The organism is Novipirellula methanifontis, assembly GCF_052161655.1.
Lineage (GTDB): Bacteria > Planctomycetota > Planctomycetia > Pirellulales > Pirellulaceae > Novipirellula.
This window is the reverse complement of sequence record NZ_CP197418.1, coordinates 1,877,309-1,892,734: the sequence shown is the minus strand read 5'-3', so window position 1 is coordinate 1,892,734 and position 15,426 is coordinate 1,877,309. Positions and strand designations below refer to the sequence as shown.

6 protein-coding genes are annotated in these 15,426 nt (G+C 54.7%); 2 read left to right on the top strand and 4 right to left on the bottom strand.

The window, feature by feature from the left end; genetic code table 11:
- Positions 1-166 precede the first annotated feature (166 nt).
- Complete coding sequence (locus SH528x_RS06690; protein ID WP_442509746.1) at positions 167-4,897, top strand: MupA/Atu3671 family FMN-dependent luciferase-like monooxygenase; 4,731 nt, start codon at positions 167-169, stop codon at positions 4,895-4,897.
- On the top strand, positions 4,894-11,331 hold the full coding sequence (locus SH528x_RS06685; RefSeq protein WP_442509745.1) for a type I polyketide synthase: 6,438 nt from the start codon (positions 4,894-4,896) through the stop codon (positions 11,329-11,331). Before SH528x_RS06690 ends, SH528x_RS06685 begins: the two co-directional genes overlap by 4 nt.
- Before the next feature lie 115 nt (positions 11,332-11,446).
- Here SH528x_RS06685 and SH528x_RS06680 read toward each other — a convergent pair whose 3' ends face one another.
- The 4 genes from SH528x_RS06680 to SH528x_RS06665 all read right to left on the bottom strand — a co-directional run bounded on the left by SH528x_RS06680 (position 11,447) and on the right by SH528x_RS06665 (position 15,365).
- Positions 11,447-12,133: a lysophospholipid acyltransferase family protein gene (locus SH528x_RS06680; protein ID WP_442509744.1), complete on the bottom strand. Its 687-nt coding sequence runs from the start codon at positions 12,131-12,133 to the stop codon at positions 11,447-11,449.
- Positions 12,134-12,432: 299 nt separating this feature from the next.
- Positions 12,433-12,720, bottom strand: coding sequence for a hypothetical protein (locus SH528x_RS06675; protein ID WP_442509743.1), 288 nt, complete (start codon positions 12,718-12,720; stop codon positions 12,433-12,435).
- Positions 12,721-12,821: 101 nt separating this feature from the next.
- Positions 12,822-13,829, bottom strand: coding sequence for an N-acetyl-gamma-glutamyl-phosphate reductase (argC, locus tag SH528x_RS06670; RefSeq protein WP_442509742.1), 1,008 nt, complete (start codon positions 13,827-13,829; stop codon positions 12,822-12,824).
- A 237-nt stretch (positions 13,830-14,066) separates the two neighbouring features.
- Positions 14,067-15,365, bottom strand: a complete 1,299-nt coding sequence (locus SH528x_RS06665; RefSeq protein ID WP_442509741.1) for a putative sugar nucleotidyl transferase — start codon at positions 15,363-15,365, stop codon at positions 14,067-14,069.
- Between the last annotated feature and the right edge of the window lie 61 nt (positions 15,366-15,426).

Below are 15,426 nucleotides of genomic sequence, written 5' to 3'. Positions count from 1 at the left end.
TCTTGGCGACTTTCGCTACAAAAAGCCTATCCTACTTACTATTCGACGTTGACTCGCGATAAAATTGGGCGAAGTCGTTGCAAGTGTTATGTCAGAGAATGAAACTCTAGTATGGTAGTAGGGGGATCCCTTCCACTCTCGAGTTTCGCTTGCATCGCTGATACCCATGACCCAACCGCATTCGGCATTTCTACTGGGTGATCGACTTCTCGTCGTACAGTGTGCCGAATCGCTTATCGCCCGCGGATTTCAGATTGCCGCAGTGGCATCGTCGCACCCCGACGTCTTGCGATGGGCGCAAGATCACCAGATCACGTGCGTTGATCCTCAATCAAATCCCAGTGCACTCGCCGATGCGGCCGCGGCGGCAGCGCCGTTTGATTTCCTGCTCAGCATCACTTACCTGCAGATGATCCCAACCGAAGTGATCGCGTTGGCCAGGCGAATGGCCATTAACTTTCACGATTCGTACCTGCCTCGTTATGCCGGACTGAATTCAACCGCGTGGGCAATCGCGGCAAACCAGCCGCAGCACGGGATCACATGGCATGTGTTGACCGACCAACCCGACACCGGTGATATCGTTCTGCAAGTGCCGATCGAGATTGCCCACGACGAGACCTCGCTCACGCTCAATACAAAATGTTTCGAAGCGGCGACCGATTCGTTTGACACGCTTGTGGATCGAATCTTGGATCGATCGTTCTCCCCCACGCCGCAAGATTTACAACAGCGAAGCTATTTTTCACGAGACAAACGTTTTCACTGCGATGGCTGGATTGACACCTCCGCTGCGGCGATCGCTTGCGCCGCAGTCGTTCGTTCGTTGGACTTTGGCGACCGCTTCGAGAATCCGCTGGCCCTACCCAAAATTCGATATCGTAACCAATGGTGGATCACTCGTACGGCAGACGTGCTTGATGTACCATCGACATCGGAACCTGGCACGATCATTGCGGTGGAATCCGACGCGATCGTTGTGGCAACCAGCACCACGAATCTACGGCTTGGCAAACTCCAGCCGCTGCCCACGGCACTCTCGACCGACAAGCAACCGGCGAATACGTTTGTTGTCGGCGAGTTGCTCGATGCGTTAACAACGATTCAGCAAGACGCCATCAACCAAGCGGCTGCATCGGCAGGCAAGCACCAGAAGTTTTGGATCGAGCGACTTGCCAGGGTTCGACCGTTGTGGAACGAGCAATCGACGAGCGCCGTCTTTCGCTCGGCGAAAGCAGCGTTTCCCGAAATTTTCGCGGAGCGAAAGACGACGATGCAAGAATCGGAAGCGGAAACGCGTCTGCCGATTACCATTCCTAGCGGCTGGAACATCGATGATGTACTTACTGCATTCGGATTGTTTTTGAGTCGTATCAGCGGAAACCAGAGTTTTGACATCGCGTTTTGCGATTCGTCGATAGGCACTGCGGAACTTCTCGCTGCACAGCGACCTTTGAAATTTGACGTTGATCCCAAGGAAACCTTCGCGGCTTATCGAAACAAGATACGAGCGGAACGTGAATCGATGCAGCGGCACGGATTTTTTTCCGCTGATCTGCCCCTGCGCTATCCCGAGATCAACAACGCCCCATTGCAAGACACGGCGAGCATTCTGATCGTCGATTCGGTGGCGGAACCCTCGACTTGCGATTCGCCGCTTTCACTTTGGGTTACGCCGGACGCCTCTGTCGCCGTACTTCGCTATCGTCCATCCGAACTTGACGATTCGTGGGCAGAGTCGATCTCACGCTTACCGCTTTTTATTGCGGAATGTGAATTCGCCAATCCGCGTCCTGTCAAAACAATCTCGCTGCTCAGCAAACAAGAACGACAGCAAATCTTAGTGGAGCGTAATCGCACCGATCGCGACTATGATCACCGCGAGACAATTGACCGAGCGATTGCGTCGCAAGCGAAACGCACACCGCAGGCAACGGCACTGGTCGATGGCCAGCACGAGTGGACGTATCAGCAACTTGTCGCCGACGTCGATCGTCTTGCCTCGTTTTTTGAATCCAAGGGGATTGGAGAGGGCGATCTTGTCGGAATCGCCACCACGCGAAGCCTTGGCATGGTTGCAGCGATACTTGCCGTCATGAAGACCGGTGCCGCCTATGTGCCACTGGACCTCGAGTTCCCAGCCCACCGTATCGAATTGGTGATTGACGATGCGCGTTTACGCTGCATTTTGGTCGACAGCCTCAGTCGTGCTCGCGTGCCAAACAGCGAAGTCGAAACGATTGACGTCGGCAATATCGAGTCTCCGGCATGCGAGACGCAAAAACCGGAAAAGCAAGGTTCCGCTAGCAAGCCATCCGATCTCGCCTACGTCATCTACACCTCGGGTTCCACCGGCCAACCGAAGGGAGTGATGGTCACGCACCAAAACGTGATCAACTTCTTTGCTGGGATGGATGATTTGATTCCGCATGATCCTCCGGGCACTTGGCTTGCCGTCACCAGTTTATCGTTTGACATCTCGGTCTTGGAACTGCTGTGGACTTTGGCTCGTGGATTCAAAGTCGTGCTTCACGACACGCCATCGCGAATCGCATCAACGGCCAAACTGCGTAGCACCACCAAGCCAATCGACTTTGGTTTGTTCTATTTTTCCAGCAGTGCGAATCAGAGCGAATCGCCGTATCAGTTACTGATGGATGGAGCCCGATTTGCGGACGAGCATGATTTTTCATCGATCTGGACTCCCGAGCGTCATTTCCACGATTTCGGCGGTTTGTACCCAAACCCATCCGTAACCAGCGCCGCAGTCGCCGCGATCACAAACCGCATCGCAATCCGCTCGGGTAGCGTCGTTTTACCGCTTCATCATCCAGCCCGCGTCACCGAAGAATGGTCGGTGGTTGACCAGATTTCGGGTGGTCGTGTCGGTATCTCGTTCGCCTCGGGGTGGCAGCCCAACGATTTTATTTTTTCTCCCGAAAACTACACCAACGCAAAATCCGTGATGTTGGAAAACATCGATGTCGTGCGTCGTCTTTGGCGTGGCGAGACTGTAGGATTTGCCGGCCATGACGGCAAAGAGGTTGCCATCCAAACGTATCCTCGTCCGCTGCAAAAAGAGTTGCCGGTTTGGGTCACGACCGCTGGCAACGAAGCCACGTTTCGGATGGCAGGTTCGATCGGTGCCAACATTTTGACGCATCTACTGGGACAATCGATCGAAGAATTGACGGCCCGAATCGATGCGTACCGCGACGCCCGGCGTGAAACAGGCCACGCGGAAGCCGGTGAAGTCACCGTGATGGTGCACACGTTTGTTGGCAACTCGAATGATGAAGTCCGCGAACTCGTTCGCAAACCGCTTACCGAATACCTGCGAACGTCGGCAAGTTTACTAAAAGGATTTTCACACACGTGGGCTGCGTTCAAAAAGCGGACCGATGGAACGACGGTCGTCGATTTTGATCTCGATAAGATCAGCGACGCTGAAATGGACGACTTGTTGGCGTTTTCTTTTGAGCGTTATTTCCAATCGAGCGGCTTGTTCGGAACGCCCGAAAAATGTCTCGATTTGGTTGGAAAGTTGCACGGCGCTGGCGTCACCGAGATTGCATGCCTGATCGACTTCGGAGTCCCGGCAGAAATCGCCTACGCCCATCTGAAAGATCTCGACGCACTGCGGTTACAGGCCCAAACCGAAATCGCGACGCCTCCAGTCGCAACGCATTCCATTCTCGATCTTGTCCGGCAGCACTCGGTCACCCATTTGCAGTGCACTCCGTCGATGGCACAAATGTTGATGGAAGACGACGAATCGCGAGCCGCAATCACGTCGATTCCCCATTTGATGCTTGGCGGCGAAGCACTGCCCGCTCAACTCGCCGACCAAATCTTGACGACCTCCTCGACTCGTTTAGTGAACGTTTACGGGCCCACCGAAACCACGGTGTGGTCGACCAGCAAAGTCATCGACCGGGGTGTCAAGTTCACCGGTTCGATCGGCAAGCCAATTGCCAATACTCGGATCTATATTCTTGATGGCGATAGGCAACCGCTGCCCGATGGCGTTGCCGGGAATCTTTGGATTGGGGGCGACGGTGTTGCTGCGGGGTACCTGCGGCAGGACGAATTGACCGCCGAACGATTTTGCCCCGATCCCTTTTCTTGCCTCGATGGCGGTCGCATGTACAACACCGGCGACTTGGCTCGCTGGAACGCCGATGGCGAAATCGAATTCCTCGGCCGATCCGATTTCCAGCTAAAAATTCGCGGACACCGGATTGAATTGGGGGAAATCGAAAACGCGATCGATTCGCACCCCTTTGTCCGTCAAAGTGTGGTAGTTGCCGATCCGAACGCGACCCCATCGGTCGAACTCGTGGCCTACGTGGTGCTCAGCGATGCGGACCCAAGCGATGTTTCAAAAGCCAAGTTACGAGACTCACTTCGCGAAACGTTGCCATCACACATGATCCCCTCGCGATGGGTCTGTTTAAACGAGTTTCCGCTCACGCCAAATGGTAAAATTGATCGCAACGCCCTGCCAGGGTGGAAACGCGACCAAGCTATCGCATCGACACCCAAGCCCACCCCAGCCGTGAACCTCGATGAGACTCAGCAGAAACTTGAAACCATTTGGCGTGTAACCTTGCAACTTGATTCGATCCAACTGGATGACAACTTTTTTGATTTAGGCGGCCATTCGCTATTGGCCGTGCGGGCTCATCGGATGCTCAAAAACCAATTGAGTGCGTCGATCATGATTACTGACCTATTTCGTTTTCCCACGATCCGCACGCTGTCGCAGCACATTGATGCGATCAACACGCCTCAAGGCGACGATTCGCCTTCGTTACCACGCACGTCGGCAGGACAATCACGAGCGTCACGCCGCAAAGAATTACTGAGCAAACGACGCGGGGAGCGATCGAAATGACGTTACCCGAAAATGCGATCGCCGTTGTTGGAATCGGTCTGCGTTTCCCCGACGCAAATTCGGCTCCCGATTTTTGGAAAAATCTGCGAGACGGAGTTCGCTCGATTCGCGACTACAGTGCCGAAGAGTTGCTGCAAGCCGGTATCACGCAGAATGACTTGGACGATCCCCACTATGTTCGCTCGGGGGCGCCGCTGGACGACATGGACCTTTTTGATGCCGAGTTTTTTGGGTTTTCGCCCAAAGAGGCGGCGATTATGGATCCGCAGCATCGCAAATTTTTACAGTGTTGTTGGGAGGCACTTGAGGACAGTACGCATCCGCCTAGCCAATTTGATGGCTCGGTCGGCGTGTTCGCCGGCTGCGGCATGAACAGCTACTTCATGTTTAACTTGCTGCGGAATTCGGCGATTCGAGATTCCGTGGGCATGTTTCTGCTTCGCCATACCGGCAACGACAAAGACTTTTTAACTACGCGAGTTTCCTACTGTTTGAATTTGACCGGGCCTAGCGTCAACATTCAAACGGCATGTTCGACATCGTTGGTGGCCATCCATACCGCTGCCCAAAGTCTGTTGGCGGGAGAATGCGAATTAGCGATCGCAGGCGGCTCGACAATCGAACTGCCGCACCGTGTGGGGTATCACTATCGCAGCGGTGAAGTGTTGTCACCCGACGGGCATTGCCGAGCGTTCGACCAAAACGCGATGGGCACGGTGTTTGGCAGCGGCGCAGCCGCGGTGGTGCTGCGGCGACTTGAGGATGCGCTCGAAGATGGCGATCGCATCTATGCCGTGATCCGTGGCTCGGCGATCAACAACGACGGCGCTAACAAGGCAGGCTATCTCGCTCCGAGTGTGGATCAACAAGCCGCCGCGGCTTCGGAAGCTCTGGCGATCGCCGAAGTCGATGCAGAGTCGATCGGTTACGTCGCGGCCCACGGCACAGGCACTCCGATTGGCGATCCGATTGAAATTGCCGCCCTCTCGGCTGCGTTTCGCGAAACGACCGAGCGGCGCGAGTTCTGTGCGATCAGCTCGGTTAAACCCAATATCGGACATCTCGATACCGCTTCGGGGGTGGCAAGTTTTATTGCTGCAGCGATGGCGATCTATCACGGCGAAATTCCTCCGAGTGTCGATTTTGAAACGGCCAACACGTCCATCGATTTTGCCAACAGCCCGTTCCACGTCCCCCAAACTCCAGCTTCCTGGAAAGCAACCAAGTCGCCGCGTCGCGCGATGGTTAATTCACTGGGCGTCGGCGGCACCAATGCCAACGTGATCCTCGAGCAAGCTCCGTCGCCGATCCAGTCGACCTCGCCAACACGTCCCGAACAAATCATTACGCTATCGGCACGCAACCCTCGTTCGCTCGATGAACAATGCGACCGACTTGCCGATCATCTCGAGCAAAATCCCAATGTCGAACTTGCCGATGTCGCCTATACACTGCAAGTGGGACGCGAAGCGTTTGAGCATCGACGAATTTTGGTGGGCAGCGATCGTCAGAGTGTGATCGACACGCTGCGCAGTCGCGATTCACGGCGTGTCTTCACTCACCACGCGGAAGCAAAGCAGGATTCGATTACGTTTATGTTTCCCGGTGGCGGGGCCCAGTACGCTCAAATGGGCCGCGGGTTGTACGAACATGAACCTGTTTTTCGGCAATGGATCGACCGGGGATGTGAAACGCTCGAACCGTTGATTGACGTCGACCTCAGGCAGCTAATTTTCAATAGCGAGGTCTCTGACGCGGATGCAAAGCGGCAGTTCGAGCGTCCCGGCATCCAATTGCCTGCCATCTTTCTATGGGAAATCGCGACCGCCGAGTTGTGGATGTCTTATGGCATTAAACCGTCGGCGTTGATCGGCCATAGTATGGGGGAAAACACCGCAGCCTGTCTCGCCGGAGTGCTCGGTTTCGAGGACGCGCTGCGGCTAGTCGTGCTGCGTGGCCAACTGCTCCAGCGGGTCCCCGCAGGCGGCATGATGACGGTTGCCTTGCCCGCGTCGGAAGTGGCGGCAATCGCGGGCGAGCAGCTGGATCTGGCCGTCATCAATGGGCCGTCGATGTGCGTCGTGTCGGGGACCGATTGTGCCATCGCCGAGTTCGCCGAGCGGATCAAAACCAGCGAGGTCGAGAGCAAGCGAATTCCCATTCGCATCGCCGCGCATTCGCGACTGCTTGACCCTGTGTTGCCTGAATTTCGAGCTTTTCTAGACACGGTGCGGCTCAGCCCCCCGACAATTCCATTTGTCTCGAATCGAACCGGCACCTGGATCACCGACGCCGAAGCTACCTCGCCCGATTATTGGTGCGAACAACTTCGTCAGACCGTCCAGTTTTCCAAATGTCTGGAAACGGTCGCTGGCAACAGGTCGAGTGCGTTCATCGAGGTCGGCCCCGGGAAAATCTTAAGTGCGTTGGCGAAACAGCATCCGTCGATCACGCCAAAGCGGACGGTGCTGTCGTCGCTGAGACACGCCGATGAAGTGATCGAAGATACCACCTTCTTTCTTTCGACGTACGCCCGGTTGTGGGCAGCGGGTTTGCCGATCGATTTGAAAAGCCAATGGGCGGGCGAAACTCGTAAACGAATCACCCTGCCAACCTATGCATTCCAACAAGATCGATATTGGATCGATCCGACAGACGAGTTTGCGAATACAACCAAACGCGTTCGTAAACCGTTACAGAAGAAGGAGGATTTTCGCGAGTGGTTCTACCAATCGAAGTGGCGAGAACGCACCGGATCGCCCCCGTGCCAGTCCAATCCATCGGTAAAGACATGGTTGATTTTCCTTGATGATGCTGGCATCGGTCAGACGATGGTGAACCAGCTTCGAGAACGTGACAACACTGTTGCCGTCGTTCGCCGTGGAGACATCTTTCACCAGGTATCGCCACATGAATTTGTGCTTGTGCCTGAACTTGGACGCGAGCAATATGTCAAACTTGCCAAGCAGCTTTCGCTAAACGAGTTTGTGCCGGACCGGATCGTCTACTTGTGGCCGATCACCAAAGATTCCAGCTATCGCCCAGGATCCACTTTCGCGATGCGAATTCAAGAAGAAGGGATCATCGGGCTGACGATGACGATTCAAGCGATGGCGGGCATCGTCGAGGACAATCCGTGCTCGGTCATGATGGTCGCCAATGGCATGCAATCGGTCGAGGGTGGCCCGATTCGTTATCCCGAGAAAGCGACTGCGATCGGTCCGATCCGTGTCGCGGCTCGCGAATACCCCAACCTGCAAACGATGGCCGTCGATATTTCGTTGCCCACATCGGACCAGCAGCGAGCGACGATCTCCGATCTTTTGATTCACGAAGCCGCAATGCCATCGTGTGGCGAGGTTCGTGCGATTCGCGGTAATAAAGTATTTGAAAAGACACTCGAATCGGTCTGTTTGGATCAACCCACGCTGAAACCTTTGCTTCGCACGGGCGGCACGTACTTGATCACCGGCGGTTTTGGTGGGATGGGACGTAATCTTGCGACGCTGCTCGCCTCGAAGCATCAAGCGAATTTGATCCTGCTGTCCCGGACACCCCCGTCGTCATCAAATTCCGAAAACACCAACCCGCAAGATTCCCGGGCCCAAGAGCGGGAACGATTTGTTTCTCAACTTGAAGCCTACGGTGCAAAAGTATTGGTGGCGACTGCGGATGTTGCCCATCCGGCTGAGATGCAAACCGTGTTTGCCGAGGTAAAAAAACAGTTCCCAAAAATCTCAGGCATCTTTCATACTGCGGGCGAATTGGATGACGACTTGATTGCTACGGCAACCATCGATTCGATTCAAAACGCATTGGCGACGAAAGTTCATGGCACTCAGATTCTGGATCAATGGATGGGTCACGAATCACTGGACTTCCTGGTGCTATGCTCCTCGACCAGCACGTATCTCGGCCCTGCAGGACAATCGGCTTACGTTGGCGCGAATGAATTCTTAAATGCGTTCGCCGAAGCCAAATCGGCAACATCGACGTCAACCCGCGTCTTCTCGATCAACTGGGGCGTGTGGCGAGATATCGGAATGGGCGCAGCGGCATACAACCGCATGCATGGCACTCGCGATCACGACAACGAAGCAACCGCGACGCCCGCGAATCATCCGTTGTTTAACACACAGCGAGTTGATGATGTCACCGGCGAAACCGTTTTTACCGCGACAAGAACCACTGCGAAACACTGGGAACTCGACGAACACCGTACCGCTAACCGGAAAGCCGTTTTCCCTGGCACCGCCTATCTCGAGTTAATTGTTGCGGCGGCGCGAGAGGTTTCCAGTGGCTCGTCGGTGAACGTCAGCAACATGAGTTTCCTGAAGCCCTGCGTAGTCGATGACGATGTGAAACTGGAAATCCGAGTTCGGCTCGCCACTTCACGTTCGCAACATTCGTTTTCCATCGAAAGTCGCAAGCTCGGAAAAGGTGAATGGGATTTAAACGCCGTGGGCGAGTGGAGTGAGGGCGACGTCTCGCCGCCAAAACATAAACCGCAAACGTCCGCATCTCCATGCTACAAAACCGACTCGGCAACCAACGGGCGAGATACGCAATCGACTCCGATCACTCGGCAGGCCAAATTGCTCCGCTTTGGTCCGAGATGGGATTGTTACGACTGCCTTCATTACGCTGACGGACAAGCCTATGCGTCGCTGTCGATCCCAAGTGAATTTAGAGACGATTTAAAAATTCATCCACTGCATCCCGCGCTGTTGGATATGGCCACAGGATTTGGATTGCCGCTTTCGGATGACTATCACGACGATTCAGGTTTGTACGTCCCAATCGGCTACTCTGCGGTAAATGTGTATGGCTCACTTCCTGAAAAAGTGCGCAGCTACATTACGCTATCGGACTCGCGTCCGTCGGGCACCGATGTCATCTCACTTGACATTCGCGTGACCGATCACGACGACAACGTGATCGTGCAAATCGATCGTTTGCAAATGCAGCCGGTCGATATACTACGGTTTGGAAACGCCGAGGCGACCAAGGCCGCTCCATCACGGCCAACTACTTTGAGTGATTCTGAAGCCATTTTTGACGAGTCGTACCAGTTGGGGATTCGTCCCGACGAAGGCCAGCAAGTTTTCCAGTGGCTGTTAAACGAGTGGCCTTTAAACCACGGCAACGTGTCGCAAGTATGTGTATCGCCCGTCGACCTGGAAGAACTGAGGCATCGCATCAACGAATTGGGCGAATCCTCGCCAGTATCCGCAATCAAATTTTCTCGCCCCACGCTTGATACTGGTTACACACCGCCGCAGACGCGTACTGAAAAATCGCTGGCAAACCTGTGGGCGGATCTTTTGGGCATTGACCAAATTGGTTGTGATGACAACTTCTTTGATCTCGGCGGGCACTCATTGTTGGCCGTGCGACTGTTCAGCAAAATCCGCAAAACGCACGGTGTCGAGTTGCCATTGAGCAGTTTGTTCGAGGCGCCGACGATTGCAACTCTCGCTGCGATGATCGACCGAGCGGGCGGCAGTTCGGAAGCGTCCGAAGCGAAAACGTGCCCGTCGCCTTCGTTTCGCTTTCTTGTCCCGCTGCACCTTCCGGACAACGCCGCCAAGCCGCCGTTGTTTGTGGTTGCCGGCATGTTTGGCAACGTGCTGAATCTTCGCTATCTGGCGAATCGACTGGGGGATGATCAGAGCGTCTATGGGATTCAATCCAAAGGACTGATCGGTGACGATACGCCTCATGAAACGTTCGAAGCAATGGCGAGCGATTACCTCAGCGAAGTTCGCCAAGTGCAACCATCCGGGCCCTACTTTTTGAGTGGATTTTCCGGAGGAGGTGTCTCTGCCTACGAGATGGCTCAGCAGTTGGTCGCTGCCGGTGAACAGGTTGCCTTTCTCGGCTTACTCGACACGCCCGCGGTGGAGCGTCCGAGTTTGACTCGTCTCGACAAACTAAAAATCCATTTTGATTTGGTCCGGCAACATCAATTGCGTTACTTTTCCTACCACGCTCAGCAACGCTCGCTGTGGCAGGAGAGTCTATTGCAGCAAGAAGAAGAGCGAGTGGCACTGCAAAACAATCCGCACGATGCCCAGTTCCGATCTGCACTCGTCGGCGATGCGTTTATGAAGGCGAACGATCAATACACCACGCGGCCTTACGCCGGCGACGTCTGTCTGTTTCGACCGCCATTGGAAGTGGCCCATCGATTATGGGGAGGGCGACTGTTGACCCATGATCGGCAATTCCGAGATCCGCTGAACCACTGGGGGCCGCATATTCAAGGCACAATCGAAGTTTACGAAGTGACCGGCAATCACGATTCGATGATGCTCGAACCTCATGTCCGCAATTTGGCTGCCAAATTCAAACGCTGTCTTGACCAGGCGAATGAGCGTGTTGCGGCAGCAGCATTGCCAATGTCATCCAAAACGCGGCAGCACCAGGTATAAGTCACTGTTGCGAATTAGTAGCTGCGCTCGCCAGAGCGTGGACGAGTTTCGATCGGTTTCCCTGTCTTGTCCACCGTCTGGCGACGGTAGCTACGAATGTAGATGGCACAGAGTGTTAGGCGGCACGTTGTTGGGGGGGTTCTTCTCGGACCGCTAGGAATTTCGCTTCGCTAGGATCGTGTTGTTGTTCCAAGCGATGCAGTTCGTGCTCGATTCGTAGCGTAAACGCTTCGACACTTTCGCCCGCCAAAGGACGCATTGGATCGCCAAAGTAGGCATCCACTCGAGTGAAAGGCATCGGGAATTGCATCCGGTCCCAGGTGCTCTTCAGAATAAATCGGTAGCGGGGGACCACGATCGAGGGCAGTACCGCTGCTGTGGTTTTTAGCCCTATCATCGCAGCTCCACCATGCACGCGGCCGCGAGGTCCATTGGGTCCATCGATCGCCAAAGTCGCGACGCGACCTTCGCCAACAAGACGAATCATTTGATTCAGCGCCGTTGTGCCCCCTTTGCGAGCCCCACCGCTGCTGCCACGCACCGGCTCATGACTACAAAAACGAAGAAGAGGAACCACGATGTCGCCATCGGTGGATCGCGAGACCATCGCCACGGTTCCACGTTCTGCCGCCATCGAACCGGCAATTTGATGGGCATGAAGTGACGCGTAGACGTGCCCCACACCTTGTGACGTTAATTCATCACGTTGATCGTTGTGGAAATGAAACCGTAGCGTGAATCGGGTGATAGTGATAAGCAAGCCGATTGTGCTGCCGATCAACCATGCGATTTGTTTGTTCATTGCTAGCATCAAGAGCGAGAAATGCGGGACTGTTTTCGTTACGCAAACAAAATGAGTCATTCGAAATTGGCGGGCCCGCGGCTAGCGCCGGCGGCTCAAAGAATGACTTGCCTAGATATACGAAGTCGAGGCCCTCGGCGTGAAGAGTCATTTCGGCAAGAAATGAAGAGGACTAATAACACCGCCATGATCAGGAGTGAAAAGCGACGAACAATTTCAGGTCACCTAGCCCTCCCCGAAAATCTCGCTGAAGGCTCGATTTCCGACCCTCCCCTCGCAAGCTGAGAGGGTGAAGCAACTTACTGGAACAAACCGTCGACAAGGCTGCTAACTTGAGTGCGGAAGCCGGTCAGTGAGGCGTCTTCGAGTAGATCAGAACGGTTGTGTTTGACCATCGCGGCAGCGAGTGATTTGTGTTCCTGCCAATCGCTTAGCCGGAAATCACGGATATCGACGTACACACCCGATAGGTTGTTGCTGATCTTGGGGATCAAAAACACACCCTCTTTGCCACGCACGACGTGGTAGTGCATCGCTGCAAATAACAATACCGCTCCGCATACCATGCCGGCTAAAAAACGTGACATCGCTCGAATCCTTGAATGAAATGAAATCCTCAAGCGGCTGAAACTACGTAAACTCCCCGTTCACCGCAAGATGAACCCAATACGGTCGCAATTCAGCCACGTTACAGACCGGCGGTTTGCGATAGCCCAAACATCACGTTCATGTTCTGGATCGCCGCTCCGCTGGCCCCTTTGGTCAAGTTGTCGATCGCACACACCAGGACAATACGGTCGCCAGCGTCGCGAGCGGTCATTTGAACGTGATTGGTTCCTGCAACGTGTTTGGTCGCTGGTAAATGATCCACTGGAGTGACAAACGGACAATCCGCGTATTGCTCTCTCCAACACTCCATCACTTGTTTTGCGTTAGAGTTGCGAGGTCGCACGTAGAGCGTTGACAAGATCCCGCGATCCATCGGCGTCAAATGAGGAGTAAACACGAGCGAAATTTCTTGGCCGCCAATCCGATGCACCAAGTCCGCCATCTCGGGTTGGTGACGATGGCTGCCGACGCCGTATGCCGCAATCGACTCGTTCACCTCACAATACAACGTTCCCACTTTCGCACTTCGCCCCGCACCACTAACACCGCTCTTGCTATCAACAATGATGTCATTGGGTTCAATCATCTGCTTGGCAATCAACGGCGAAAGCGGAAGGATCGCCGAGGTGGGATAACATCCTGGGTTTGCCACGAGGTCGGCATCGCGAATCTTGTCCGCAAAAAACTCGGGCAATCCGTAGACGGTTTTCCCGATCCGCTCGGGCCAAGGATGCTCGACACCGTACCATTTTTCGTACGTCGCCTGGGACGACAGACGGAAATCGGCACTGAAATCGACCACACGAACGCCATGTTCGATCAATTGTTTGCAGGTTTCGGCCGAAGCGCCGTGCGGCAAACATGACATTACGACGTCACATTTTTTTGCCAGTGCAGCGGGATCCAATGTCTCGATTGGCACGTCACAACGACCCGCCAAGCCCGGATGAATTTCCGCGATCGATTTACCATCTTCGGCGCGACTTGTTGCAGCCACCAGCTCAGCTTTGGGATGAGCTAACAGCAATCGAGCCACTTCAAGTGCGGTGTAGCCGGTCGCACCAACGATTCCAACGCGGAGGGTCATATTCGGATCTCAGTCTTGAAGAATGATACGGATGAATGTTGTAACGGTACGGCGCGAGCCGTCCGGTGGCAGCGAGCAAAACGTTCGAAGTAGACCGGGCGGCTCGCGCCGCACCGCTACTAAAGTAGATGGCATTGGGCGCTAGCCGCGGGCATGTTCCAGACAAAATCGACGGGCCCGCGGCTAGCGCCGTCGGCTCATTTAAAGCGGATATTTCAAGTAAAGGGGCAAACAATCTTACAAAGTGTACTGGTCGGTGGCTTCGCGTTCGGCTTCGGATTGAGCGTACATGTCCAAGATCAATTGTTTGTCACATTCACGCTGGGTCACGTTACGCCGCGCGAACATGCGTGCTTGCGTGCTGATCATGACATCGGCGGGCAGCAACGCGGTTTGACCAAACAGACGAGCGTAGTTGACGAAACTGGGGACATTCGAGGTGACGAAACCGTACAACATGCTGCACACTCCGATCACTTTGCCGGTAAAGATACTGGTGTTGATCGCCGATTTTGAATAGTCGCCAATGAAGCAACCGAGGAATTGCATCCCGGTCGCGATCTTGGTTTCGCCGTATTCAATATTGATGGTGCCATAGGTGTTCTTCAAATCGCTGTTGCAGGTGCCTGCGCCGAGATTGATCCAGCTGCCGAGATAGCTGTGCCCTAGAAAACCATGATGTTGTTTGTTGGTGTAAGGTTCGATCACCGACGCTTCGACTTCGCCGCCGATTTTGACGGTATGCCCGAGCGACACGCCATCCTTGATTGCCGAGTGTTCGATCACTCGAGTTCCGTGGCCGGCATACAGTGGGCCTTCGAGGTAGCAGAACGGTCCGACTTTGACGTTGTTCTCTAACAGGATCGGCCCGTTGTCAGTGTTGATCGCTGCGTATTGGCCCACCGAGACGCCTTCGCCCACGAACACGCCATCGCTGGTTTGTTTGTAATCACCGTGAGCGATTCGCCACTCGATCGAGTCACGCATCTCTTTCATGTGCCAGGCAACGACGTCATGAGGCCAATGAAACGCAGACGCCTCAGCCGATCGTTTGGGTAGCGACAATGATTGCTCGGTCAGAAAATCGACAACGCTTTGCCGTGAATCGGTCGCATATTCCGCCTTCTTCGCTGCCAAGTCCGCAGCGGTCCAGCGGGCGATCAGCACCGAACCGTCTTCGGCATCAACGACGCAGCACGATTCGGTTTCGCCGCCGAGTGTCACCAGCACGTCGTCCAGCGCCACGCGAGGGACCAGACGAGCGTTCACGATCAGCATCCCATCGTCATCGCTGGGCCACTTTGCTCCACCGAATGCCTGCTCGGCCGATTCGAGTTCGTAGTCCAATTTTTGGATCAATGTCAAATACGACCGCACCGAACCCGACAGCGAACTGCCCTGCAGCGGTCCAGCGACCAGTTGTTTCAAACGATCGACCAACCGCAAACTCGCACACGTGACTGCGTAGGCGGGGCGTGCTTGGATGATGGGAACGAGCTGGTTAACGCGAGCATCTTCAAAACAAATGATTTGCATGGTTGATTTCGACGATCAGGAATGCGGGGCGTGGGCAGCGGAAAAGGGGTTCTAAATGTGC